At 39.2% G+C, this 25,221-nt stretch carries 21 protein-coding genes, 2 pseudogenes and 1 other annotated feature (1 of these 24 only partly in view); of the genes and pseudogenes, 1 reads left to right on the forward strand and 22 read right to left on the reverse strand.

Annotated elements, in window-relative coordinates:
* From ADH02_RS09015 to opp3b, 15 genes and pseudogenes are all read right to left on the reverse strand, one after another.
* A pseudogene (locus tag ADH02_RS09015) lies at positions 1 to 446 on the reverse strand (IS3 family transposase); the annotation flags it as partial.
* Positions 447 to 670: 224 nt separating this feature from the next.
* A pseudogene (locus tag ADH02_RS09405) lies at positions 671 to 1,102 on the reverse strand (NusG domain II-containing protein).
* Positions 1,086 to 1,520, reverse strand: coding sequence for a hypothetical protein (locus tag ADH02_RS09020; RefSeq protein WP_152903918.1), 435 nt, complete (start codon positions 1,518 to 1,520; stop codon positions 1,086 to 1,088). The pseudogene ADH02_RS09405 and the gene ADH02_RS09020 overlap by 17 nt, the downstream one beginning before the upstream one ends.
* 180 nt (positions 1,521 to 1,700) lie before the next feature.
* Complete coding sequence (locus ADH02_RS09025; protein WP_048784334.1) at positions 1,701 to 2,621, reverse strand: ABC transporter permease; 921 nt, start codon at positions 2,619 to 2,621, stop codon at positions 1,701 to 1,703.
* Between the two features lie 18 nt (positions 2,622 to 2,639).
* Complete coding sequence (gene opp4B, locus ADH02_RS09030) at positions 2,640 to 3,602, reverse strand: oligopeptide ABC transporter permease (RefSeq protein ID WP_048784336.1); 963 nt, start codon at positions 3,600 to 3,602, stop codon at positions 2,640 to 2,642.
* A 2-nt stretch (positions 3,603 to 3,604) separates the two neighbouring features.
* On the reverse strand, positions 3,605 to 4,549 hold the full coding sequence (locus ADH02_RS09035; RefSeq protein WP_048784337.1) for an ABC transporter ATP-binding protein: 945 nt from the start codon (positions 4,547 to 4,549) through the stop codon (positions 3,605 to 3,607).
* Positions 4,549 to 5,550 (reverse strand): ABC transporter ATP-binding protein, encoded by a 1,002-nt coding sequence (locus ADH02_RS09040; protein ID WP_048784338.1) that lies wholly within the window; start codon positions 5,548 to 5,550, stop codon positions 4,549 to 4,551. The genes ADH02_RS09035 and ADH02_RS09040 overlap by 1 nt, the downstream gene beginning before the upstream one ends.
* A 312-nt stretch (positions 5,551 to 5,862) precedes the next feature.
* Positions 5,863 to 7,638: an oligopeptide ABC transporter substrate-binding protein gene (locus ADH02_RS09045; protein ID WP_082161753.1), complete on the reverse strand. Its 1,776-nt coding sequence runs from the start codon at positions 7,636 to 7,638 to the stop codon at positions 5,863 to 5,865.
* Positions 7,639 to 7,836: 198 nt separating this feature from the next.
* Positions 7,837 to 9,624: an oligopeptide ABC transporter substrate-binding protein gene (locus ADH02_RS09050; protein ID WP_048784381.1), complete on the reverse strand. Its 1,788-nt coding sequence runs from the start codon at positions 9,622 to 9,624 to the stop codon at positions 7,837 to 7,839.
* A 247-nt stretch (positions 9,625 to 9,871) separates the two neighbouring features.
* Positions 9,872 to 11,662 (reverse strand): oligopeptide ABC transporter substrate-binding protein, encoded by a 1,791-nt coding sequence (locus ADH02_RS09055; RefSeq protein ID WP_048784340.1) that lies wholly within the window; start codon positions 11,660 to 11,662, stop codon positions 9,872 to 9,874.
* 284 nt (positions 11,663 to 11,946) lie between these two features.
* The gene (acpP, locus tag ADH02_RS09060) at positions 11,947 to 12,186 is read right to left on the reverse strand and encodes an acyl carrier protein (RefSeq protein WP_048712281.1); all 240 of its coding nucleotides are present in this window, start codon (positions 12,184 to 12,186) and stop codon (positions 11,947 to 11,949) included.
* A gap of 183 nt (positions 12,187 to 12,369) precedes the next feature.
* Positions 12,370 to 13,263 (reverse strand): ABC transporter ATP-binding protein, encoded by an 894-nt coding sequence (locus ADH02_RS09065; protein ID WP_048784342.1) that lies wholly within the window; start codon positions 13,261 to 13,263, stop codon positions 12,370 to 12,372.
* A complete protein-coding gene (locus ADH02_RS09070; protein ID WP_048784344.1) occupies positions 13,256 to 14,302 on the reverse strand; it encodes an ABC transporter ATP-binding protein in 1,047 nt (348 codons plus the stop codon). The genes ADH02_RS09065 and ADH02_RS09070 overlap by 8 nt, the downstream gene beginning before the upstream one ends.
* 10 nt (positions 14,303 to 14,312) lie before the next feature.
* Positions 14,313 to 15,305, reverse strand: coding sequence for an oligopeptide ABC transporter permease (gene opp3C, locus ADH02_RS09075; protein WP_048712288.1), 993 nt, complete (start codon positions 15,303 to 15,305; stop codon positions 14,313 to 14,315).
* On the reverse strand, positions 15,305 to 16,249 hold the full coding sequence (gene opp3b, locus ADH02_RS09080; protein WP_048784346.1) for an oligopeptide ABC transporter permease: 945 nt from the start codon (positions 16,247 to 16,249) through the stop codon (positions 15,305 to 15,307). The genes opp3C and opp3b overlap by 1 nt, the downstream gene beginning before the upstream one ends.
* Positions 16,250 to 16,394: 145 nt before the next feature.
* Here opp3b and ADH02_RS09085 point away from each other — a divergent pair, with 145 nt between their 5' ends.
* Positions 16,395 to 16,715 (forward strand): DUF3899 domain-containing protein, encoded by a 321-nt coding sequence (locus ADH02_RS09085; protein WP_048784347.1) that lies wholly within the window; start codon positions 16,395 to 16,397, stop codon positions 16,713 to 16,715.
* 50 nt (positions 16,716 to 16,765) lie between these two features.
* Here the strand turns inward: ADH02_RS09085 and ADH02_RS09090 are convergent, their stop codons facing one another.
* The 7 genes from ADH02_RS09090 to ADH02_RS09120 all read right to left on the reverse strand — a co-directional run bounded on the left by ADH02_RS09090 (position 16,766) and on the right by ADH02_RS09120 (position 25,003).
* Positions 16,766 to 17,062 carry a YlbG family protein gene (locus tag ADH02_RS09090; RefSeq protein ID WP_048712297.1) on the reverse strand — a complete coding sequence of 99 codons (297 nt, stop codon included), beginning with the start codon at positions 17,060 to 17,062 and terminating at the stop codon, positions 16,766 to 16,768.
* A 12-nt stretch (positions 17,063 to 17,074) separates the two neighbouring features.
* Complete coding sequence (locus tag ADH02_RS09095) at positions 17,075 to 18,295, reverse strand: FtsW/RodA/SpoVE family cell cycle protein (protein ID WP_239681756.1); 1,221 nt, start codon at positions 18,293 to 18,295, stop codon at positions 17,075 to 17,077.
* Positions 18,296 to 18,307: 12 nt separating this feature from the next.
* On the reverse strand, positions 18,308 to 18,580 hold the full coding sequence (locus tag ADH02_RS09100) for a DUF1507 family protein (protein ID WP_048784348.1): 273 nt from the start codon (positions 18,578 to 18,580) through the stop codon (positions 18,308 to 18,310).
* A gap of 644 nt (positions 18,581 to 19,224) precedes the next feature.
* Positions 19,225 to 21,420, reverse strand: coding sequence for a Tex family protein (locus tag ADH02_RS09105; RefSeq protein ID WP_048784351.1), 2,196 nt, complete (start codon positions 21,418 to 21,420; stop codon positions 19,225 to 19,227).
* Positions 21,421 to 21,550: 130 nt separating this feature from the next.
* The gene (locus ADH02_RS09110; RefSeq protein ID WP_048784352.1) at positions 21,551 to 23,014 is read right to left on the reverse strand and encodes an NCS2 family permease; all 1,464 of its coding nucleotides are present in this window, start codon (positions 23,012 to 23,014) and stop codon (positions 21,551 to 21,553) included.
* Positions 23,015 to 23,239: 225 nt separating this feature from the next.
* A complete protein-coding gene (locus tag ADH02_RS09115) occupies positions 23,240 to 24,037 on the reverse strand; it encodes a lipoprotein (protein WP_160312876.1) in 798 nt (265 codons plus the stop codon).
* Positions 24,038 to 24,148: 111 nt separating this feature from the next.
* Positions 24,149 to 25,003 (reverse strand): MetQ/NlpA family ABC transporter substrate-binding protein, encoded by an 855-nt coding sequence (locus ADH02_RS09120; RefSeq protein ID WP_048784356.1) that lies wholly within the window; start codon positions 25,001 to 25,003, stop codon positions 24,149 to 24,151.
* 107 nt (positions 25,004 to 25,110) lie between these two features.
* Positions 25,111 to 25,221, reverse strand: a binding site (T-box leader); it runs 142 nt beyond the window's last position.

Here is a 25,221-nt window from a genome sequence, read left to right on the forward strand (position 1 = left end):
CTCGATAACGGTTGGAGAAAAGTCTTTCTTTTTCCATCGGTAGTAAGTAGATATGGGTACATTAAGGCAAAAACAGATTAAATGAACTGTATATTTACCTTTCAATTCTTCTACTAATTTTACAACTGCTTGAGGCGACACTTCCTTTCCAATTCCTTGTATTTTTTTAATATTTCTAATTCAACTTCTTTTCTTTGTAATTCTAATTTTAATTGATCGATTTCTGAAAGTTCAGCTATTCCTTTATTATAGGAATATTGTTTCCCCACCTGTTGGTGGAAACGATGAGTTTCTCCATTTTTATACCATCTAAACCATGTTTTTACTTGAGTTTCATTTTTAATGTTTAACTCCTGCATCACTTGTTTTGTAGTATATCCCTGTAATTTCATTTCTACGGCTTTATTCTTTGTATCGACAGAATAAGCCACACGTTTTTTTGCCATAAAAATACACCTCCATGAGCATTTGATAATATTGTATCAAATCCAACTTGGAGGTGTTTTTATTTAATTCTCATTTACGGGGGTCAGTGCCAAAAAATGCGCTGTGTGATTTCAGTCCATTTAGCGCACCGCTAGGCAACGGGCAAAATGCTCTCCTCCTTGGAAAGGGAACAGTCTTGGCAAAGAAAAAAGTTCGCCACGACTGTAGCGAACTTCACATTGTTTTATAACGGGATAATGGCGTCATTATCACTAGTCGCGGGCTCGGTTGAGACAATCTCAATCATCAACCCATGTGGCAAGCAGATACTGGTCTGTCCCGGCTGGGAAATCCATCCCGTTTGTACTGCGATTTGGTCTGGACTATTATCTTCCTTGTCACGAATACGCGTTCCATCGACTTAAATAATATTATATTGGTCGTCGTGCGGGAAGTAGATGAACTCTTCATGTGGTGCATTTTCACTGAGTTCAAAGCGCTCGATTTCTTCTCCGTCAATTGTGAGAATCGCGTAAATTTTTGCTTCTTCTTTACTCGTTGCTTATTGATAAGCAAAGATGGCATTTGGTAAAAATGATAGCGCCAATAACACAAGCACAATAATAATGTCGAATGGCTTTATCAAATGGGAATACTTCTTAAATATCGTTCTCATCCTTTAACTCTAATAATGTTCTACGTACTTCTGAGGCAATTTTTGAACCAATCACGAGTAATTCATACAAAGTGAAAGTTTCAAATGGAGTTACACGGCCCACATAGCGAATAAAGAGCTCGCCGTCTGAATCCACGAGTAGCGTGTAGTATGCCACTAACTCTTGATTCAAGCGATTAATGGAATAGAGCACATCAAATAAATCTAAGCCTAAGTCTTTTCCATTGCCGATTCCTTCATAGGTAATTTGGTAATCGGTACGGTCCTCGCTATCATCGAATACGACGCTAAACGGAAACTCGGCTTCTCCTTCTGAATACAGACCAAGAAACGCCATTCCACCGTCGCCTAAATCCTTCTTATCCAGTTTCAAGTCACGGTTCTTTAAGACTGTTTCAAATGATTCACTAACCTTCATCTTGGCCACTCCTTTCGCCATTTGTATTCTCTATTTTACTAGATTACCTCCTATTTCACAACCTAATACCAAAATCCTAATTTTTCTTCTCTATTAGATACGAAAAAAATTTCAAATTGGATTTTTTAGCACAAAAAAAGAGACTGAAGTTTCCTTCAATCTCTTCTCTAATTTTAAAGATTAACCTAAACGTTGGCGAGAGTCCGCTGCACGTTGTAAGGCTTGACCAACATAGTTGATACATAACATCATGATTAAGATTAAGATTGTGGCTGGTAACCAAACCCATAATTTGTTTTCGATGATGTCCGCATTTTTCGCTGCAGAGATTAATGTACCAAGTGATGGTGTTGTAAATGGTAAACCGAACCCTAGGTAAGTTAACCCTGTTTCAATACCGATGTTCCCTGCTAAACGTAAGATTAAGTTAACGATAATTAATGAACTTAAGTTTGGCAAGATTTCACGGAACATGATACGGATATCACTTGAACCTAATGTCTTAGATGCATTTACATAGTCTAAGCTTGCTTCTTGAAGAGTACGTGTTCTGAATAAACGAGCAGAACCTACCCAATAGAAGGCTGTCATGATAAATACGAAGTGGAACATTGTGTAGTTTGGAATCACTGTTACGAACACGATGATGATCATCAATGTTGGTAAGATCATGATAAAGTCAACGACACGCATTAAAGTTGTGTCCACCCACTTACCGTAGTAACCAGAAATCAATCCAACGATGATACCAACGATACATGTCAAGATTGTAACTGAGAAGCCGATTAATACTGAGTTACGAGCCCCAATGATTAAGAGGGCTAAAACGTCACGACCACTTTCGTCAGTCCCTAAAATGTGCGCATTTGTTGGGGCTTTATAACGACCTAAGATATTTACTTTAAGAGCAGTTTCTTGGTCGATGAAGTATGGTCCAATAAAGATGATTAAGAAAATTAACGTTAGTAAGATTAACGCAAAAAGCGCTAATTTATCTTTTAAAAACTCCCGTACAATAACCTGAAAACCAGCAGGCGGTGTAGATACGGTGCTTTCTTCAACGACAGTTTCTTCAACTGTATTTACATTATTTTGCTCCATTTGCTACTCCTCCTTTTATTATTGTACACGAACACGTGGGTCTACAATACTCATGATAATATCAGATAATAGCGTACCTAGAAGAGTCGCTGTACCGAAGAGTAATAGTAACGCTAAGATTACTGAGTAGTCACGTCCTGTGATTGATGTTACGAATAAGTTCCCCATTCCAGGATATGAGAAGATGTTTTCAATGAACACTGAACCACCGATTAAACCAGTGAATTCATATCCTAAGAAGGCTGCGATTGGCAAGATTGAGTTACGGAAGATGTGGCGGTTGAACACAACATTTTCAGGAACCCCTTTCGCACGTGCTGTACGAACGTAGTCTTGGCTCTTCGCATCGATAACCCCAGTACGTAAGTATTGAATCGTACCAGTAGTTGAAAGAATCGCCATCGTAAACGCAGGTAAGATCATGTGATGGAATTTGTTTATATAATAGCCAAGTGTTCCAGCAACAACATCTGAATCGACAGATCCACGAGTTGGGAACCATCCTAATGTATAACCAAATAACCATAATAATACTAAGGCGAATACGAATACTGGGATTGAGTAAGTAATAAATGTATATACTACGATTGCTTTGTCAGCCCAAGTGTTTTGGTAACGACCTGCAATCATCCCTAATGGTAATGCAATTAAGTAAGTTAAAATCAATGTTAATAATGATAACCATACTGTGTTACCAATACGTTCACCAATTAATTTTGTTACTTCATATTTGTAAGTATAACTTTGACCGAAGTCTCCGCGGAATGCTTTTGAAATCCAGTTCCAATATTGAACAGGAAGTGGATCATAGAATCCGGCTTTCACACGTAGAGCTTCAATTGTATTTGGATCCGTTTCTGGAGTAATTAAACCTGTAAATGGATCCCCTGGCATCATCTTCGCGATTAAGAATGCTAGCACACTAAGGATGAAGATTTGTGGCAACATTAATAACACACGACGTAAAATGGTTTTCCACATAATTATTTTCCTCCTTTTGGATTTAATGCAACAAAGTGTGAGTCAGAGATTTTTTGTAAATCAAACACACGACCGTTTTCATCGTAGTAAAGTTGTTGATTTTCTTGGTAGAATTTCTCAGCTTCTTTACGACGTAGTTTGTTTGCTTCACGGTTTTCTGGATCGATTACCGGAATCGCAGACAATAGACGTTTTGTATAGATGTGTTGTGGGTTCGCGTAAATATCTTCCGCTTTCCCTGTTTCAACGAAACGTCCACGGTACATGATGAATAACTCATCACACATATGTTTCACAACCCCAAGGTCATGGGAAATGAATAAGTAACTTAAGTTGAACTCATCTTGGATGCGTTTCATGTAGTTTAACACTTGCGCTTGTACAGATAAGTCTAACGCTGATACTGGTTCGTCGGCGATGATTAAACGAGGGTTACTTGCTAAGGCACGAGCAACACCGATACGTTGTCTTTGGCCACCTGAGAACTGGTGTGGATATTTTAATAATGCTTCTTCAGATAATCCGATGATTTCCATTAATTCGATCACGCGTTTTCTCTCTTCATCTGGAGATAAACGTTCGAAGTTTCTTAATGGCTCAGCCACGATATCTAAGATACGTTTTTTAGGGTTAAAACTTGATAGTGAATCTTGGAAGATCATTTGTACGTTACGGTTATAGTCTGAAGTACGACGACGTGCTTTATTTGTTACGTCTTCACCTTCGTAAATTACTTTACCGCTTGTTACGTGTTCTAGACCAATAATCGATTTACCAATTGTTGATTTACCAGAACCTGATTCTCCAACAAGACCGTAAGTTTTACCTTCTTCAATTTCAAGTGATACTCCGTCTACCGCATAAACATGATCCGTTACTCGGTTAAAGAAGCCACTACGAATCGGATAGTGAACTTTTAAATCTTCAATGGTTACAAAACCGCTCATTATGCTTCCTCCCCTTCAAAATGGAAATGTTTATAACATGTACAACGAACGAAGTGGTTTGGACCGACTTCATGTAATGATGGATCCTCTTCGTGAGCGTCCGCTGAAATCCATGGAATACGTGGTGCGAAACGGCAACCTTTACGTGGTAATTTTGGTAACGGTGGCACTGTTCCTTGAATCACGTGTAACTCTTCGCCTTCAGATCCCGCTTGTGGGATTGATTGTAGTAATGAACGTGTATAAGGATGTTTAGGATTTGTGAATAGCTCTTCAACAGGTGCTACTTCCACAAATTGTCCAGCATACATCACGGCTACACGGTCCGCAGTTTCTGCTACTACCCCAAGGTCGTGAGTGATTAAGATGATACCTGATTCAGTTTCTTTTTGGATATCATTTAATAAGTCTAAGATTTGCGCTTGGATTGTTACGTCTAAGGCAGTTGTTGGTTCATCGGCAATGATGATTGGTGGTTTACATGATAAAGCAATCGCGATAACCACACGTTGACGCATCCCACCTGATAATTCGTGTGGATATTGTTTGTAAGTACGTTGTGGGTTTGGAATCCCTACTTGTCCTAACAATTCAAGTACGCGTTCAGTACGTTCTTTTTCATTTAATTCTGTATGATAATAAAGAGCTTCGTCGATTTGAGCACCAATTGTCATTAAAGGATTTAATGAAGCCAATGGATCTTGGAAGATCATACCGATATCATTTCCGCGAATTTTGTTATATAACGCTTCGTTTAAGTTTACTAAGTTCACATCGTTATAAATGATGTCCCCTGTAATCTTTGTATTATTTTTGTTATGCAAGCCCATGATGGTTGTCGCTAATGTAGATTTCCCACATCCTGATTCCCCAACGATGGCCAAAATTTCATTCTTTTCTAATGTTAATGACACATTATCTACTGCATCATAAAAATCATCTTTGATACGGAAACCAACGTGTAAGTTATTGATTTCTAATAGTGGCTTATCAATTGTCAAATCCGATTCCTCCTTATTTTCTTTGGTTAACTATTTCAATATATAAAATAATAAAACAACGTTTCTATTATACGTTGCATGCTCTCTGATTGCAAATTGTATGACAATTCGAGCGCAGATACAGCGTATTTTTAGTTTACCATGAATCCTGCGTGATTACCATTATTTATGAGCAAAAAATTAACTTTTCTCATGTTATTTTAATTTTGTTTTCAAATTCGTCTCTAATCGCGTCGTTAATGCGTTCTCATTTATTCTGTTAATATTGCGTAAACAAAAAGAGACGAGCCAAAGCTCATCTCCATTCAATTCTTATTTAGCAGCAGTGTCACTTGTTAATTCAACTTGGTAGAGCGCTGATTTTTGGCTACCCAAGTTAACATCGTAGTATTTCACACGTTTGTTTACTGCTGTAATAGATTCTCCGACTAACGTTGGGAAGATAAATGCTTTATCGTGAACGTATTGTTGCCATTCTTTATAGAACTCAACGTTTTTAGCTGAATCAAATGATTCTGTTGAACTAATTTTATCCATGATGGCAGTTCCTTCAGCATCCACATAACGTTCAAAGTTGAATTTCGCAGATTCTCCAAATAATCCTTCTGGATTTGGATCGTAACCTGTAGTCCAACCGCCCGCGAATACATCAATTTCTGGGTCATCCGCTTGAACTTTATCGTAGAATGAGTTCAATTCAATAGTACGTCCTGTATAAAGTTTTACATCTAACCCGATTTCTTTCCACCAGTTCAAGTATTGTTGAACAAGTGATTCATTGGCTTCATCACGAGTACGTGCTGCAAAGTTAATTTGTAGTTTTGAGCCATCTTTGTTCTCACGTAAACCGTCACCATCAACGTCTTTATATCCCGCTTCATCTAGCAATTGTTTTGCTTTTTCTGGGTTATAAGTGAATCCTTCTTGTTCTTTGTTATAGATATCGTTAAAGAACGGAATGATGATTGAGTTTGAAGAGTGTTGCAAGCCGTTATACAAGTTTTGACCTGCCGCATCAATATCGAGAGCGTATGCCATTGCTTGACGAAGTTTTACATCGGCCATTTTCGCATTTGGATCTGTTACGTTTTTACCAGCTTCTTTGTCATATTTTCCTAAGTGGAAACCTATATATTCATACGCTGACGCTTCAGAACTGATTAACGTTACATTAGTTAAATCTTTATAAGCTTCGTATTGTGAGTTTGGCATTGTTGCGATATCGTAGTTCCCAGCCTTCATTTCTGAAACGATGTTATCTGGAGATACAACTTCCATTACGACTTTATCAACTTTTGCTACACCTTTATAGTAGTGTTCATTTGGAACTAATGTCACAGATTCCCCTGCTACGATGGATTCAATCTTGAATTGTCCAAGACCGACAAATTTTGTACCACGTACATAATCACTTTGTTCCCATTCAGTTTCAGGAATATCTTTGAAGATATGTTTTGGCATAATGTATGCACAAACTGAACCACCTGCTAATTGCATGGATGGGCTCATTTCTTTGAAGTGAATTTTCACTGTATAATCATCCACTTTTTCAAGACCAGAAACACTATCTGCTTTTCCATCATGGTAATCTTCCATACCGACTACATTTTTATAATCATCATCGTAACGAACACCTGTATAATCTTTATTACCGATGGCTTGATAAGCAAAGATGTAGTCATCAATAGTTACGGGTTGTCCATCAGACCATTTATAGTCTTTTGAATTTAAAGTAACTGTTGCAGTTTTATTTTCAACATCAAATTTGATGCTTGCAAGACCTGTATTTGTTAACTTACGGTTTTCATCATATTCAAACATACTTTCATCAACCAAACCACCAATAGTTGAGTCATTTGTATCCGCAGATAACTCATCCGCAAAAATACCAGAGAAAGGTGACGAAGATACAATCGCGTATTTTAATGTTCCACCTTTAATTGGAGTTCCATCGTGAGTGACTTCAGAAGCGTATTTCGTTTTTGCGGCATTGCTACTTGTTGAAGATGATTGTTCTTTACTACCACATGCTGCTAACGTTAGCGCAACCGTTGCAGAAAACAGAATCATCACATTTCTCTTTTTCATCATAATCAGTCTCCATTCTTTTATTTTAAGGCTTTTGAGTGTATCCATAAATTTATGTTGAACTTATCATACTCCAACTTTTTAATAATTGCAATACTTTTTCTAATCTTTTTTTAATTTTCATAATTTATTTCTCATTTTTGGAAAGTTTTTTCATAATGAAAAAGCCTAGGAATCCTCCTAGGCTTTTTGAATTTATTATTTAGCTGGTGTATCAGAAGTTACTTCTAATTGGTATAATTGTGCTTTTGAATCTTTAGTTGCGATTGAAGTGTCATAGTATTTCACACGTTTGTTAACCGCTGTTACGCTGTCCCCTACTAAAGTTGGAATAATGAACGCTTTGTCTTTAGCGTATGCTTGCCATTCTTTGTAGAATTCTACGTTCTTAGCTTCATCAAATGCTTCTGTAGAAGCAATTTTCTTGATGATGTTAGTACCTTCTTCGTTAACATAACGAGAGAAGTTGAACTTAGCAGTTTCACCGAATAAGTTCGCTGGGTTTGGATCATAACCAACACTCCATCCAGCTGCGAATACATCGATTTCTGGATCATCCGATTGAACTTTTTCGTAGAAGTTATTAGATTCGATTGTACGACCTGTGTAAAGTTGTACGTCCAATCCAATTTCTTTCCACCATAATAAGTATTGTTGAACTAATGATTCATTGGCAGCATCACGAGTACGTGCAGCAAAGTTGATTTGTAATTTAGAACCATCTTTATTTTCACGAAGTCCGTCGCCATCTACGTCTTTATATCCAGCTTCATCTAATAATTGTTTAGCTTTTTCTGGGTTATATGTGAACCCTTCTTGTTCTTTGTTATATACGTCTTTGAAGAATGGTAAGATGATTGAGTTTGTACCATAGTTTAATCCGTTATATAAGTTTTCACCGGCTGCGTCGATATCTAATGCATAACCCATCGCTTGACGTAAGTTTACATCAGCCATTTTCGCATTTGGATCTGTAACGTTTTTACCTTGAGCCTTGTCGTATTTACCTAAGTGGAACGCGATATATTCATAAGAAGGCGCGAATGCACTTACGTAAGTTACGTTTGTTAAATCTTTAAATGCTTCGTATTGGGCACTTGGCATTGTAGCGATATCGTAGTTACCAGCTTTCATTTCTGAAACGATTGCATCTGGTGATACAACTTGCATTACTACTTTATCTAATTTTGGACGACCTTTGTAGTAGTTTTCGTTTGCTTTCAATGTTACAGATTCCCCTGCAACTACTGATTCGATTGTGAAGGCACCAAGACCTACTACTTTATTCCCACGAACATATTCACTTTGTTCCCATTCTTTTACAGGGATATCCTTAAAGATGTGTTTTGGCATTGTGTATGCTGGAATTGCACCACCTGCTAATTGCATTGATGGTAACATTTTTTCAAAGTGAAGTTTCACTGTGTAATCATCCACTTTTTCAACACCAGAGATTTTATCTGATTTACCTTCGTGGAAGTCTTTCATCCCTACGATGTTTGTGTAACGGTCATTGTAACGAGAACCAGTGTAGTCTTTGTTACCGATTGCTTCGATAGCGAAGATGTAGTCATCGATTGTAAATGGTTGTCCGTCTGACCATTTGTAGTCTTTAGCGTTTAAAGTAATTGTCGCTGTTTTGTTTTCAACATCTAATTCGATAGAAGCTAAACCAGTGTTTGTTAATTTACGGTTTTCATCGTACTCGAACATTGATTGGTCCACTTGGCTCGCGATTGTTGAGTCAGTTGAGTTTGATGCTAATTCATCAATGAAGATACCACTGAATGGTGAAGCCGCTACAAGTGCGTATTTTAATGTTCCGCCTTGGATTGGTGTCCCATCATGTGTCACTTCTGCGTTAAATTTTGATTTTGAAGAAGCTTTTGATGCTTCTGATGAAGTGTTGCTGTTATTTGCTGAACCACATGCTGCTAATGTTAGCGCTGCTGCAGCTGATAAGAATACTAAACTCTTCTTTTTCATTTTTCCTCCGCTCTCAGACACCCGATTCAACTTCCTCAGTATGTTGAATTGTCTGACAAATTAATTCTTGGTGTTAATTTTAACATAATTTTAATTTTTTGCAAGCAAAATCTCTAAAAATTTTAAGTTCATTTTAAGTACTTTGTTTAAACTATCTGAAACTAGTGATTTTATCGTGTTTTCTTACTCTTTCACCCAACAAAAAAGGCCTCGCAAATGCGAGACCTTATGATTGAATTCGATTCAATTATTTAGCAGATACACCTGTTTCAGATAGTAATTCTACTTCTTCCCATCCAGTATCTTGACCTTGAGCAATATCCATATGTTTGATACGTTTGTTTACTGCTGTTAATGAGTAAGAGTTGAAACGTGGGATTTCGAACGGATTTTCGAACACGAATTTTTGCCATTGTTTGAATAATTCAACACGTTTAGCTGCATCAAATGATTCTGAAGAAGCAATTTCACTAATTAATTTAGTGTGTTCATCGTTTACATAGTGACCAAAGTTGAAACGAGCTTTTGGTCCGTATAATCCATCTGGGTCAGGATTATAACCGATTGTGAATCCACCTAACCACATATCGAAGTCATCAGCGTATTTAGTTAATTTTTCAGCATATGAGTTAAATTCTAACGCACGACCGTTTAATAATTCAACGCGTAGACCTACATTTTTCCACCATTCGATGTACTGTTGAACAACAGCATCGTCTGTTTGGCTGCCTGCAGCTACTAATAATGTGATTGTTAATTGTTTACCATCTTTATCTTCAACATAACCATCACCATCAGTATCTTTGTATCCAGCATCTGCTAAGATTTTCTTAGATTCTTCTGGGTTGTATGTGAATCCTGGGATTTCTGATTTATCTGCATAGATTTCACCAAAGAATGGAGATAATAATGTGTTAGCAGAGATACGTAATCCTTCGTAAGTTTCTTTTGCTACTTGATCGTTATCTAAAGCATAAGCAATTGCTTTACGTAAAGCTGGATCACTCATCTTCTTACCTGGTTCGAATACGTGTTCACCTTTTTCTTTGTCAAAGTGACCCATGTTGAAACCAACATAAGAAATACTGTTTGTGATGTTACCGAGTAATGTGATGTTCGATAAATCTTTATAAGTATCGTATTGATCTGCAGGCATTGAAGCCATGTCATATTTACCAGCTTTCATTTCTTGAACGACTGAGTCTGGAGATACAACGTCCGCTTTTAAGCCATCCACTTTAGGTTCGCCTTTGTAGTAGTAAGGGTTTTTCTTGAATGTTACAGATTCACCAGGAACCACTTTGTCAACGACGAATGGTCCGTTACCTACAACATCTGTACGGCTTTTATCTGATTTAACAGCATCTTGATAAGACATATCTTTGAAGACGTGTTTTGGAATCATTTGTCCGAAGATTGCGCCACCACCCATTTCTAAGGCTGGGTAAACTTCTTCTAAGTGAATTTTAACAGTTTGGTCATCCACTTTTTCTAAACCAGAAATTTTATCTGCTTTACCTTCGTGGAAGTCTTTCATACCAACGATGTTTTCAGCATTTTCATCGTAACGAACTCCCTCGTAATCTTTACGTCCGATGAATTCATAAGTGAAAATGTAGTCGTCGATTGTTAAAGGTTGTCCGTCAGACCATTTGTAGTCTTTAGAGCGAAGTTTCAATGTCACAGTTTTATTTTCTCTGTCTAAAGTGAACTCCATCATACCGCCATCTTTTTTAATGCGTTGGTTTGCATCAAAGTCAAATAATTGTGCGAATGCTAAGTCAACTAAAGTACCGTCACCTGAATCCACATATAATAATGGGTTAATTAACCCTTTAAATGGTGAAGCTGATACGATAGCGTAGTTAACTGTTCCGCCTTTGATAGCAGTCCCTTCATTTGTTACTTCAGAAGCGAATTTACGTTCTTCGGTTTTAGCGTTTGATGAAGAATCTCCGCTAGCTTTGTTGTTATTACATGCAGCTAAAGTTACTAATGAAGCAGCACCTAATAAACCAGCAATTGCTTTTTTGTTCATGTGTTTCCCTCCAAATTGGATGATATTAGAATAACTTAAATAATACTCCCATTCCTTCATTACTGCAACCTTTATTTCTATTTCTCACCATTTTTTTACCGAAAATTCATTTACTTTTAATCATAAAAACCGCGTCATTATCGCAATTTCAGCACATTATGGCTCATTTGTCCACAAAGAAGGGACATTTCTTTCTTCTTTTTTCTCAACATTCGCATTCTATCAACGTTTCTAGCAGAAGCACAAAAAAGCCGGAAGTTTTTACTTCCGGCTTTCCCATTTTCTTATTGATGAGCTGCAATATAATTAACTGCGTCTCCAATTGTTGTAATGTTTTCTGCATCTTCGTCAGAAATTTGAACACCAAATTCGTCTTCTAATTCCATAACTAATTCCACAACATCTAGTGAATCTGCTCCTAAGTCTTGTTGGAATGTCATGCCTTCCGTTACTGTTTCTACGTCAACGCTAAAGCGGTTCGCAATTAGTTGAGCTACTTTATCAAAAACTTCTTGATTTGACATAACTCTCTCTCCCTTCTCATTAAGGTTCTATATTCGGTACTGCTCCATTTCGGGCAGATCCTCTTCTCCGCAACCATGTACGGGCTATCCTCTAAGTGGATAGTACTGTTATTTTACAGAATTCTTGTGAAAATGTCTATACCTTCAATAAAAAGTACGATTTTCTTAGCGATTTCTTATTACTTAACGAAGAACAAAATGCCCAGGTTCCACCTCTTGTAGGCTTGCTTTTTCGCTAAACTCTTCCCCTTTATACACCAAACGTTTGCGATTCTTTTCTTCGCGCGAATCTGGAAGAGGAATGGCTGAAAGCAGACTTTTCGTATACGGATGCTGCGGGTTATTATACACGCAGTCCGCAGAACCCATTTCCACAATACGACCACGATACATCACTGCGATACGGTCGCTAATGTATTTCACCATGGATAAGTCATGGGCGATAAATAAATACGTCAGTCCGATTTCTTTTTGTAATCTCTTGAGTAAGTTCACGATTTGCGCTTGAATCGATACGTCTAGCGCTGAAATGGCTTCATCACAGACGATGAATTTTGGATTCACAGCTAAAGCACGCGCAATCCCAATCCGTTGGCGTTGACCGCCTGAGAATTCATGTGGATAACGATTCGCATGTTCTTTATTCAATCCAACTGTTTCAAGCAGTTCATCCACCATGGCATCGCGTTCTTCTGCTGTTTTCGCAAGACCATGAATATCAATGCCTTCTGCAATAATATCACGTACTTTCATACGGCCATCAAGAGATGCATAAGGATCTTGGAAAATCATTTGCGCTTCTTTACGAAACTCGAGCAATTCTTTTCCTTTTTTTAAATTCGCGATGTCTTTTCCTTCGAAGAGAATTTCGCCATCGGTTGGTTTATATAAACGAAGTAAGGCACGTCCAGTCGTTGATTTTCCTGAACCAGACTCTCCAACGAGACCGAATGTTTCGCCTTCATAAATCTCAAAGGAAATATCATCGATGGCTTTCACTACATTTTTCTTTGAACCAAAATACTGTTTTAAGTGTTTTACTTCAACTAGTTTTTTTCTATTTTCTGTATTAGTCATGCGCCTGTCCTCCTTCTGTAAAGAAGAGGTTTCGTCTTCTCACGATTTCTTCAGGAACAGGTACTTTTGGAGCACGCGGATCCAGGAGCCATGTTGCTGCAAAATGTGTTGGACTCACTTCAAACATCGGTGGTTCCTTCACACGGTCAATCTCAAGCGCCACATCACTACGAAGCGCAAAAGCATCTCCGACTGGTGGGTCGAGTAAGTCTGGTGGACTTCCAGGAATCGCATAGAGCGTATCTCCTGTATGCAACGTTGGCATTGAACGAAGCAATCCCCAAGTATATGGATGTTGCGGATTGTAAAACACTTCATCCGCTGTTCCTACTTCAACGACTTTTCCGGCATACATGACGGCTACACGGTCTGCGACATTGGCCACCACACCGAGATCATGCGTGATAAAGATAATTGCCATTTGGAATTGTTGTTGCAGTTCTTTTAAAAGCTCTAAAATTTGTGCTTGAATCGTCACGTCAAGCGCTGTTGTCGGTTCATCGGCAATCAGCACATCTGGATTACATGCTAAGGCAATAGCGATGACAATCCGTTGACGTTGCCCACCAGAGAATTGGTGAGGATATTGTTTCATACGCTCTTTGGCATTTGGAATACCTACAAGCTCTAGTAATTCTTCAGCACGTTTATCGGCTTCTTCTTTTGAGGCTTTCTCGTGCTTCATAATTACTTCTGTAATTTGTTTTCCAATCTTCATCGTAGGGTCGAGTGACGTCATTGGGTCTTGGAAAATCATGGCGATTTTCTTCCCACGAATCGATTGCATATCACGTTCGCTCTTTTCGAGGATGTTTTCACCTTTAAAAGTGATAGTGCCCTCTTTAACGACCGCGTTATTCGATAATAGTTTCATGATACTTTTGGCAGTCACACTTTTCCCTGAGCCGGACTCACCGACAAGAGCAAGTGTTTCGCCTTTTTCTAACTTTAGATTCACTCCACGAATCGCTTGTACTTCTCCCGCAAATGTTTCGAAGTGGATTCGTAAGTTTTCAATCGATAAAATAGTTTCGCTCATTCGAATCCTCCTAGTCTTTCATTTTCGGGTCAAAGGCATCTCGTAAACCATCTGCCAATAAGTTAAAGCTAATCATTAGAACACAGAGCACTCCTGAAGGGAACCACATCAAGTGCGGATATAAACGGAATGTTTTGTACCCTCCATTAATAAGAGCTCCAAGAGACGCATCCGGACTCGGAATTCCGATTCCAAGGAAACTTAAGAAGGCTTCAAAGAAAATCGCTGATGGAATAGAGAACATTGTCTGAATGATGATTAAACCTGCCATATTTGGCAATAAGTGTTTAAAAGCAATCTTCCAGAAACTTTGTCCTAGTGCACGAGATGCTAAGATGTATTCTAAATTCTTTTGTTTCAAGGTTTGCGCACGAACGACACGCGCCATTGTTACCCAGCTAGTAAATCCAATCGCGATAATAATCGATACGAGACCTGGTTTTAACACGAGTAACATTAATACAAGAATGATTAAGTTTGGAATCGCTGAGATGATTTCTAAGAAACGTTGCATCACAGTATCCACACGTCCGCCGAACCATCCAGAAATAATTCCGTATGTCACACCAATCGTAATATCAAACAACGCTGCCACAAAAGCGATAATGAGCGATGTTTGTGTCCCGTAAAGCACACGTGAGAATAAGTCACGACCAAGGTTATCCGTTCCAAAGAAGAAGTTTACGCCTTCTGGAACTCCTTGTTGCGCATACACATCGACGCCGTTACGGTATCCGTTGAAGAGACCTGGAATACGCGCTGGTAAGTTCGCAAATTCGGTGTTTTGTTCCAATGGATCAAATGGTGCAATAACCGGCGCTAAGACCGCTAGTAATACAATCACTAGAATAATAAAGAGCGATACTAAGGCTCCTTTATTTTTCGTCAATCGTCTCCATGAATCTTGTAAGAAGTTGAGAGAAGGTGCAGCGATTTTTTCACGGTCAGCACTATGCGTTAAATCCACACGTTGGAATAACTCTTTTTCTGTTAATTCTGCCATTACGCTTCCCCTCCTTCATCAGTAATACGAATACGAGGATCAATCCATCCGTATAGCAAGTCTACAATTAAAATCACAAATACGAGTAATGCCGAATAAAGCATTGTTACTCCCATAATTGTTGGGTAGTCATTCGTTAAAATTGATTTGACAAATTGTTCCCCAATCCCAGGAATCGCGAAGATGTTTTCGATGACCATCGACCCTGTCATAAGTCCAACGAGCATTGGTCCAAGGATAGTCACCAGTGGAATAATCGCATTTCTAAATCCATGCTTGAACGCGACTTCGAAACGGCTTAAGCCCTTCGCACGTGCCAATTCAATATAGTCCGAATGCAATACTTCTACCATTTCCGTTCTTACAAAACGCGCAGAATCGGCAATTGGTGAAATCGCCAGCGCCATTGTTGGAAGAATCGAAGAGATAAATCCTTGATTCCATAGCGCAATTGGTAGAATTGGGAAAATCACTCCAAAGATTAATTGAAGCACAACGGCAAACACGAAACTTGGAACCGAACGTCCAATAATCGCAAAGAATGTTGCGAGTGTGTCCACCCATGTGTTTTGTTTCATGGCCGCAATCATACCGAGTAGTGAACCAACGATTGTCCCGAAGATTAAGGCTTGAAACCCTAATTGGAAACTTGGTCCTACACGCGAGAAAATCAAGTTTGCGACTGTTGAGTTATATTGGAACGATTCTCCAAAGTCTAAACGGAATAATCCAGTGATGTAAATCAAATATTGAACAAATACAGGCTTGTCGAGGCCATACTTAGCATTCATAATTTCTAGTTGTGCCTGCGTTAACTGTTCTTCATTGGCATATGGAGACCCAGGTAATAGTTTCATTAGAAAGAATGTAATCGTAGCAATCAGGAATAAGGTTAGAAACATGTAAAATACACGTTTCCCGATATATTTTAAATAGTTTTTCAACTCTGCACCTCCATCGATATCTTAATTCTGTTTCATCATACTATCTATAGAATTAAAGTTTCAACTAATTAGTTTCAGGCTAGCCATTGCGCATTGCCAAAAGTTCTGATACAGTGGAAAGAACGACACAAAAAGGAGGAAGCTTATGTCATTCGACTATAAAAAAATAGGACTCATCTCAGGAATCCTACTATTATTATGTATGGGCTATGTAACGCTGACGGGCCCCTTTAGTCTACTTGCCCTTAGCAACGCTCTTTTTATGTGCGCACTTGTTTGTTTAATGATTGGTATTTTTGCTTATTTAAGTCGCACCGACTTCTTCACCCTTTTCCTGAAGAGCTTCACTCCTAATAAGGAGCACAAGAAGCACACTCTCTTTACCGCATCATCGACACTCCTCTTTTTAGAAGTAGCTGCGGTTCTGGGAATTCTATCCATTTTATCCGGAATCTTCCTATTATAATTATAAAATGAAAAGCCGTGTCCTCGTCGAAGGGCACGGCTTCTTTTGTATTATAGTTCTGCAGCTTTTTTCTCTGCTTTTTCTTTTTCGATTTCCTCACGTAATTCTGGAAGAATCTGCGTGAAATCCATACGAAGTTCTTGTCGCAATGATGGCTCCACTTTACGAACGAAGTGGAATGTCGATAAGCGTTCCATTACGCTTTCGGCTTCATCTTTAGCAACATATAAATAGATGTATTTTAAGCGTTTCGAAATATAGTGAATATTCCCAAACTTCTTCAACTGTTTAATTGGTTTCAATGTATACAACCAAACAACGAGTGCTTGTCTTTCTTGTTGCTCCATTGTTTCTCCCTTCTACATAGCTTTTAATTCGATAATTTTTTCTTCTTCCTCTTCTGGAAGACCTTCTCTTGTTGGTGGTGGCGTTTGTTCGCGACTTTCTTTATCACGTCGGATAGCCCATAATACTAGACCGATTCCGGCACTGGATGCAAAGAAGCTCGACCCACCGTAACTGATAAGCGGTAATGGCACCCCTGTTAAAGGCGCTACCCCAACAAGCGCTCCGATATTAATTCCTGATTGAATCAAGAATAAAATCGCCACACCGTAGCATAAGTATTTTCCAAAAAGATTACGACATTTATTTCCTTTGCGGATAATCGCGATGATTAAACCAAAAATCGCAAGAAGGAGAATAAAGATTGTAATATATCCTAACTCTTCTCCGACAATCGCTAAAATAAAATCGGTATGGGCTTCTGGTAGGAACCCAGTTTTTTGAACAGAATTCGATAATCCTGTTCCAATCCAGCTACCTCTTGATAAACCAAGATAACCTTGAATCGATTGATAACCAGCACCTGCTGGATCACTCCATGGATTATGGAAGGATGTAAAACGGCTTAATTGGTACGCTTTTAATCCGAATTTCTCAAAAATCGAAGCGTCTAAATAAGTGAGGCCATACATTCCTGCAAACCCCACACCCCAAAACGCTAGCGCGCGGTTTGAGACACCTGTCATAAGACCGAGTAGTACAGCAACACCCGCAATAATGATAGACGTTCCTAAGTCCGGTTGAAGCATGACCATTCCAATGAAGAAAATCGTAATTCCCGCTGGAATAAGATAAAATCTCCAATCGCGTTTGCTACGCTCATTTTTACTATAAAAATAAGCCGATGTCCAAATCACAAATAGTTTTACTAGTTCAGATGGTTGTAAACTGAAGAGTTTCAAGTTAATCCAACTCTTCGCCCCGTTTACACTCGGAGTAAATAATACAATCACTAGCAGGATAAAGATAACTCCTGCGACTCCCATCATGACTTTTTCTTCCTTCAACAACTTCTCAGGAAGAACGGAAATCCCAAGTGCCATCACAATTCCGATGATGATAAAGACAAGTTGTTTCACCATAAACGCTTCTGAGTTCCCTTGATTGGCAAGAGCGTAATAACTACTTGCACTATAAATCATGACGAGTCCGAAAATCGAAAGTACCGAATACAACCCCATAATGAGTGGATCCACATTGAGAAGGTGCTTCATTTTTTCATGAAAGTTTAACACGTCAAGCCTCCTCTAATTTTGGCGCGACTCTTCGTACACTTGCGTATACATGTCGTTTAATGCGTATTCTAAATCAGCCATAATTTTGTGGCCTTCGTTCGCGTGAATTAATCCAAGTGACACTGCGAAATCCACTTGTTTCGATAAACCAAATAATTGTGTATCGATAATTTCTTCGAATGCTGGGCATTTTGCCAAGCAAAGATGTGTTTTTTGTTTTGAAATGAGTTGATAAATTTGGTTGGCATTTTCTGTCAACTGAACTAAAGCAGGATTTTGAGTCATCTCACACTCCCCTTTCTATATTCCATGCTCAAAGCATATACTCTTTTAGTATACTTGCATCCACAAAAAAATACCACTAATGCAAGTGGAATTTACTGAAAATTTAGAGTTCGCTGTGGTGCTCTTTATAAAAGAAATGATTCCGCCTTTCCTAACGGATGTCTTCATAATCACTGTAACGTTGCACCGGTTCGAGCCAATAGGTCTCTCACCTTCGAAGCTTCAAAAGCGGAGTACGGGACAAGTCCCTACTCCGCTTAATTCACTTTCGATGCGTATCACGTTACTGTGATTATAGAATCCGTTAGTCTTTGCGGAATCATCTTTATGCAGCAATAATTTTTCTGCTTTCCACTCTGTTAGTAGTTTTTTCTGTGCAAGTAACTAAAAGAGAATGCTACATTCCATCTAGCCAAAGCTGTGCACTCACTAAATCCTCTTTATGGTTGTACAGAAAATCTAATATGGAGTTCTTACTAGGAACTGCAATACTCGCTCGCCTTCCACTAAGGCATCTTTATGATTGTATAAAAAATGCTATTACGGAGTTCTGCACGGAATCTATAGTAGCAACAACAGCCCACCGATACAGCTATTGTCGCTACTATGAAGACTTCCTGCAGAACGCAGTAATAGCAGCGTAATTATTTATTTTCCGGTCCAATCATAGAGAGGCCGACACGACCTTTTTTGAGGTCAAGCTCCGTCACCCAAACCGTCACGATATCCCCAACCGCAACGACATCACTTGGATGTTTTACGAAGCCTTTTTTCAATTTCGAAATATGCACAAGTCCGTCTTGTTTCACACCGATATCGACGAATGCGCCGAAGTCCACTACGTTACGAACGGTTCCTTCGAGTTCCATTCCTACTTGTAGGTCTTCCATCTTCAAGACATCGCTACGTAAGATTGGTCCTGCGACTTCTTCACGAGGGTCACGTCCTGGTTTCAATAATCCATCCAGCACTAATTCCAGCGTTTCTTGTCCGATGCCAAATTCTTCTTTCAATTCTTTAGTATTCAGCCCTTTAAGAGCTTCTTCCAACTCTGGTGAACCAAGCGCTAGTTTTTCGGCATTGGCTTTTTTCAAAATGGCTTTAGCGACATCATAAGACTCTGGGTGAATGTCAGTGCCGTCAAATGGATTCGTTCCATCAATGATTCGTAAAAAACCAACGGCTTGCTCGTAAGCTTTTTGCCCTAAGCGAGGCACTTTCTTCAATTGCGTACGGTTTGTGAACTTACCATTTTCGTCACGGAAAGCAACCACATTAGCGGCTGTTGTTTTCGTTAATCCGGCAATGTGTTCTAAGAGAGCTGCACTAGCCGTATTCACGTTGACCCCAACCTTGTTCACGGCTGTTTCAACGACAAAGTCTAGCTGCTCATCTAATTGTTTTTCTGGGACGTCGTGTTGGTATTGTCCAACCCCAACTGCTTTTGGATCGATTTTTACAAGTTCCGCAAGTGGGTCTTGCAAACGACGAGCGATGCTAACTGCAGAACGTTCTTCGACTTGATAATCAGGGAACTCTTGACGCGCGATATCGCTGGCAGAATAAACAGAGGCCCCTGCTTCGCTGACGATAGTATAAACCACCTTGCGAGGGATTTGTCGTAACTGCTCTGCCACGAATTGTTCAGACTCACGGCTAGCCGTTCCGTTCCCAATCGCCACAAGTGTTACGCCATATTGTTCCACGATGCGACGGAATTGTCCGCCTGCTTGAGAACGTTTGGCTTCTGAAGCTCCTACGTGAGGGTAAATCACAGACTTGCCAAGCACTTTCCCTGTTTCATCGATTACCGCTAATTTACATCCTGTACGGTACGCTGGGTCGAGCCCTAAGATGACTTGACCTTTCATTGGCGCTTGTAATAATAAGTTCTTCAAGTTCTCACCGAAGATGGCGATGGCTTGCGTTTGCGCCTTTTCACTTAATTCATTTCGGATTTCGCGTTCGATGGCTGGTCCGATGAATCGTTTGTAGCTTTCTTCAATAGCGCCTTCGACAATCGGTGCAGATGGTGATGACGGATTTTTGATTTTCTCTTCTTTAATCTTTGTAAGAGGATTTGTCACGTCGACTTCAATCGTAACGCGGACTACATCTTCTTTTTCTGCACGGTTTAAGGCAAGCACGCGGTGAGGAACGATAGATTTCACTGGCTCTTCGTAGTCATAGTACATTTCGTAGACTTTCTTCTCGTCGAGCTCTTCCTTCTTCACGACAGATTTCACGACACCGTTCTTTTGCGTAAATTGACGTAATTGTTTACGGTATTTCGCTTCATCGGAAATCCATTCGGCAATAATTTCTACGGCACCGTTAATCGCATCTTCGATCGTTAGAATCGCTTTTTCTTCATTGATAAAAGTGGCCGCTTTTTCCTCTACAGAATCCTTCGTCGTCATGAGTAACCATAATGCGAACGGCTCTAGTCCAGCTTCTTTAGCAATCGTTGCCTTCGTGCGGCGTTTTTGTTTATACGGACGGTAAATATCTTCCAACGCTGTTAAAGTTGTTGCCTTGCTTAACGCAGCCGTAATCTCTGGCGTCAGTTTGCCTTGTTCGTCAATGAGACGGCTAATTTCTTCTTTGCGTTTTTCGAAGTTTTCCAAATAACGTTGGCGCTCTTCGATTTCACGGATTTGCACCTCATCTAAAGAACCGGTTTGGTCTTTACGATAACGCGCAATAAACGGTACCGTATTGCCATCTTGCAAGAGACCTAATACCGTATCGATTTGTTTTGGTTTATATTGAGTGAGTTCTGCCTTCACAAGCGCTACGGAACGCTCGTAAGCAGTGATTTCAGTTGTTTGTTCTGTCATAGTCAACTCCCTTTCTGTCTCCTCTATCCTATCATGAAATAAAAGGAAAAGCACCTAAGCAAAAATACTTAGGTGCCCTATTATGGCTAAAGTTTAAATAAGTGTGTTCACTATCAGCTGATGTTTACTCTTATAAAAGAGCTAAGATAATGAAGTTAAGGATGAATAATCCTGTAGCGACCCATAAAATTGGGTGAATGTCTTTTGCTTTACCAGTAATGACTTTCACTAAGCAGTAGAAGATGAATCCAGCTGCGATACCGTAAGAGATACTGTAGCAAAGTGCCATGAAGATTCCGGCAAAGAACGCTGGAATGGCTTCATCTAATTCGTCCCATTTCACATCAGCGAATGAAGAAAGCATCATCACCCCAACGATAATTAACGCTGGCGCTGTTGCTTCTGCAGGAACGATACCCACGAATGGTGCTAGTAATGTTGATAACAGGAAGAGACCTGCTGTAACGACTGCTGTTAAACCAGTACGTCCACCAGCACCGATTCCGGCTGCACTTTCAACATAAGTTGTAGTGTTAGAAGTCCCAAAGATAGCCCCGATAGAAGTACCGATGGCATCTGCGAATAAGGCTTTATCCATCTTAGAAGAGAACCCAGATCCGTTTTCAAGTTGACGTTCGTCTTCTTCAGAGAAGATTCCTGTTTTACGACCTGTCCCGATGAAGGTTCCAAGTGTGTCAAATGTATCTGATAAGCTGAATGCGAAAATCGTCATAAATACTAACGGTAAGCGCGCTGGGTCAGAGAAGAGTTTTACGATTCCTTCAGAACCAAAGGCGGCCATGAATGTTGTGCCTAAGTCATTGAACGCTGCTCCTAGTGAGTTGCTTTCAAAACTTACTTTTGATAAATCGACAACCCCCATTGGAATCGCTAAAAGTGTTGTTAAAACAATCCCAAGCAAGATAGCCCCACGAACTTTTTTCAATAATAAGACTACAGTAATGACTAAACCAATCACTGCAAGGAGTGCGCCTGGAGACGTGAAGTTTACAAGAGATGGAACGATTCCACCGTTTGAATTCACGCTGAACACGCCGCCTTTGTAAGCTTCTGTTGCGACATTATACGCAGCACCGTTGACTTGAGTAATCGTTTTTGAATCAGAAAGGAATTCTAATAGATTAGCATTTTTTAAACCGATATAAGCGATGAAAATCCCAATCCCGCCCCCGATGGCATGTTGCATACTGACCGGAATGGCTTTAATAATCATCTTACGAACTTTTGTTACAGTAATGAAAATGTTGAATAAACCACAAATAAATACCATTGCTAATGCTTCTTGCCAAGTGAATCCAAGGCCGAATACAACTGTAAATGTAAAGAACGCGTTTAACCCCATCCCTGGTGCTAATGCGTAAGGAACGTTTGCGAAAAGACCCATCACTAATGTACTGACAACTGTTGCAATAATCGTTGATAAGAAGACTGCTTGGAATGGCATCCCTGTTTTACTAAGAATGTTCGGATTGACAAAAATGATGTAGGACATCGCGAAGAATGTCGTTAATCCAGCCAAAAACTCTGTTGAAACGTTCGTGCCGTTCTCTTTCAGTTTAAAAAACTTATCCATTGAAATGATAACTCCTTTTTATTGGTTTATTTGATGATTTAAGTATACTAGAACTATTTTTGTTTCACAATATCAAACACGTATATTTTAACTTATAAAATTTATTTTTGTTCGTTTTATTTAACTTTATTTTGTTCCAAGATTGTCAAACAAGTGATTCTGTTTCTAAATACGAATATTAACAACAAAAAAAGAAGTGGTGTTCGCCACTCCTTTTTCTTTTAGTTATTCTTCTATTAATTTAATTCCTTTACGATCTTTTTCCACTGGTGTCATAAAATCATGATAATCCCCAGGTTCATCCTCTTCTAGCCCTGCTTCTGTGAGGCCTACATAATAAGAACCTTTGACTTCACTTGCATTTAAAGCAAAGAATCCTTCTCTCAAATATTTTTGAACCCTTACATTCATATACTCCATCGACTCTTCAGCAAGTTCTTGTACCTCAAATCTTACAATCAACTGCGTTTTGCCTTTTCTATACTCGTCTTTGTCGTATTTCCCAAAGGAGTAGCTGACTGGCGAAGGCTTTGGGCTTTCGTATTCAGCGAAATCTACTGCATTGAATTGTTCTCGTAAATCTTTAATTTTTTCATCTATCTTTTTCAATTTTTCTCGGACTTCCTTAGAATTTCCCTCCCACGATACTTTAATACCTTCCTTTCTCAGCGCCTCTAATTGGACTTCCAATTTTTCTCGAAGTTGTTGTTTATGGCGATAGAAATTTCGTTCAAATTGTTTTTGGGCTAGTTCTAAAATTTGTTTTTCATTCTTCCCTCCTAAATCCCCGAGGTCCAAATCCAATCCTGTATAGGCAAGCACGTTTCCTTTTCCATCAAAATGATAGACCGCCGTCACCGTGTTATGTGGATCTAACTCTGTTTTCTCTCCGTGATGCACATCCATCCAAATCCTATCTGACTGTAACGCATATGGTAGAGGGATTTTTTCCTTTTTTCCGCATGCTGCAAGCATAACAGCTACTACCGACAGCAACGCTAGTTTTATCCATGTCTTCATCATTCTTCCTCCAACGTTCGAACTTTCACTTTCATTATACTACACGCAATCAGAATCTGCTCCTATTCCAAACAAAAACGCCAGAGCACCATTGTACTCTGACGTCTAAAGGGATTATTTATCTGAATTCCACACTGGGAAGTATTGTCCTGGTGCGATTTCATTCATTTTTTTGGCTACATCGTCTGATTGATATAATTCAACGATTTTTTTGTATGTTGGGTTGTCAGCATCTGCTGCTTTAACAACGATGATGTTGTAACGATCTTTAGGAATTGTATCTAAGTGGTTTGCATCTGAGAAGATGTTGTCTTCGATTTTCAAACCAGCATCTTGTGCCATTGAACCATTGATTGAAGCTGCATCAACGTCTTGTAATAAACGTGGAGCTTGTGCTGATTCTGCTTCGATGATTTCTAAGTTACGTGGGTTGCTTGTGATGTCTGCTAATGAAGCTTTTGTTCCAACGCCATCTTTTAATGTGATTAAACCTTCTGTTTGTAAGGCTACTAATGCACGACCTTGGATCGCTACTTCTTTAGGAACTAATACTTTTGCTTTCTCTGGTAAATCTTTTAATGATTTATATTTTGTTGAGAAATAATATAATGGCGTGATAAATGTTGTACCGATTTCTTTTAAATCAGTTCCTTTATCTTTGTTCCATTGTGCTAAATACGCACGGTGTTGGAACGCGTTCATTTGAACAGAACCTTCTTCAAGAGCTGTATTTGGTAATACATAGTCGTTCATTTCTACAACTTCGATATTGATGTTTTCTTTTTTCGCTTTTTCAGCTACGTAATCCCAGATTTCGTGTGCTGCGCTACCTACTACGGCAACTTTAACTGTTTGCGCTGGAGCTTCAGTTGCTTTAGAAGCCTCGCTAGATTGTTGTGAACTTTGGGTTCCGCACGCTGCTAAAGTAATTGCTGCAACGGCTGTTAAAAATAAGTGTTTAATTTTCATTTTGTTTTTCCTCCATTTTTTACGTTTGTTGTGTTGGTTGCGAATTGATTTGAAACATTCCTCCTTAAACTGTCGAACACAATAAAAAAATCCTTTGCCCAAATAGGACAAAGGACGATCATTTCAAAAAATACCGTGTTACCACCTTTATTCGTTTATCCATCACTAGATAAACCTCACCCGATTCCACGTCTCTGCGTTGAAATCGTACCGCTATA

This window comes from Streptococcus sp. 263_SSPC (assembly GCF_001071995.1).
GTDB lineage: Bacteria > Bacillota > Bacilli > Lactobacillales > Aerococcaceae > Granulicatella.

Coding starts and splice junctions, on each gene's coding strand:
- ADH02_RS09020 (WP_152903918.1), bottom strand. CDS start 1,520: ATGAAGGTTAGTGAATCATTTGAAACAGTCTTAAAGAACCGTGACTTG.
- ADH02_RS09025 (WP_048784334.1), bottom strand. CDS start 2,621: ATGGAGCAAAATAATGTAAATACAGTTGAAGAAACTGTCGTTGAAGAA.
- opp4B (WP_048784336.1), bottom strand. CDS start 3,602: ATGTGGAAAACCATTTTACGTCGTGTGTTATTAATGTTGCCACAAATC.
- ADH02_RS09035 (WP_048784337.1), bottom strand. CDS start 4,549: ATGAGCGGTTTTGTAACCATTGAAGATTTAAAAGTTCACTATCCGATT.
- ADH02_RS09045 (WP_082161753.1), bottom strand. CDS start 7,638: ATGAAAAAGAGAAATGTGATGATTCTGTTTTCTGCAACGGTTGCGCTA.
- ADH02_RS09050 (WP_048784381.1), bottom strand. CDS start 9,624: ATGAAAAAGAAGAGTTTAGTATTCTTATCAGCTGCAGCAGCGCTAACA.
- ADH02_RS09055 (WP_048784340.1), bottom strand. CDS start 11,662: ATGAACAAAAAAGCAATTGCTGGTTTATTAGGTGCTGCTTCATTAGTA.
- acpP (WP_048712281.1), bottom strand. CDS start 12,186: ATGTCAAATCAAGAAGTTTTTGATAAAGTAGCTCAACTAATTGCGAAC.
- ADH02_RS09065 (WP_048784342.1), bottom strand. CDS start 13,263: ATGACTAATACAGAAAATAGAAAAAAACTAGTTGAAGTAAAACACTTA.
- ADH02_RS09070 (WP_048784344.1), bottom strand. CDS start 14,302: ATGAGCGAAACTATTTTATCGATTGAAAACTTACGAATCCACTTCGAA.
- opp3C (WP_048712288.1), bottom strand. CDS start 15,305: ATGGCAGAATTAACAGAAAAAGAGTTATTCCAACGTGTGGATTTAACG.
- ADH02_RS09085 (WP_048784347.1), top strand. CDS start 16,395: ATGTCATTCGACTATAAAAAAATAGGACTCATCTCAGGAATCCTACTA.
- ADH02_RS09090 (WP_048712297.1), bottom strand. CDS start 17,062: ATGGAGCAACAAGAAAGACAAGCACTCGTTGTTTGGTTGTATACATTG.
- ADH02_RS09100 (WP_048784348.1), bottom strand. CDS start 18,580: ATGACTCAAAATCCTGCTTTAGTTCAGTTGACAGAAAATGCCAACCAA.
- ADH02_RS09105 (WP_048784351.1), bottom strand. CDS start 21,420: ATGACAGAACAAACAACTGAAATCACTGCTTACGAGCGTTCCGTAGCG.
- ADH02_RS09110 (WP_048784352.1), bottom strand. CDS start 23,014: ATGGATAAGTTTTTTAAACTGAAAGAGAACGGCACGAACGTTTCAACA.
- ADH02_RS09115 (WP_160312876.1), bottom strand. CDS start 24,037: ATGATGAAGACATGGATAAAACTAGCGTTGCTGTCGGTAGTAGCTGTT.
- ADH02_RS09120 (WP_048784356.1), bottom strand. CDS start 25,003: ATGAAAATTAAACACTTATTTTTAACAGCCGTTGCAGCAATTACTTTA.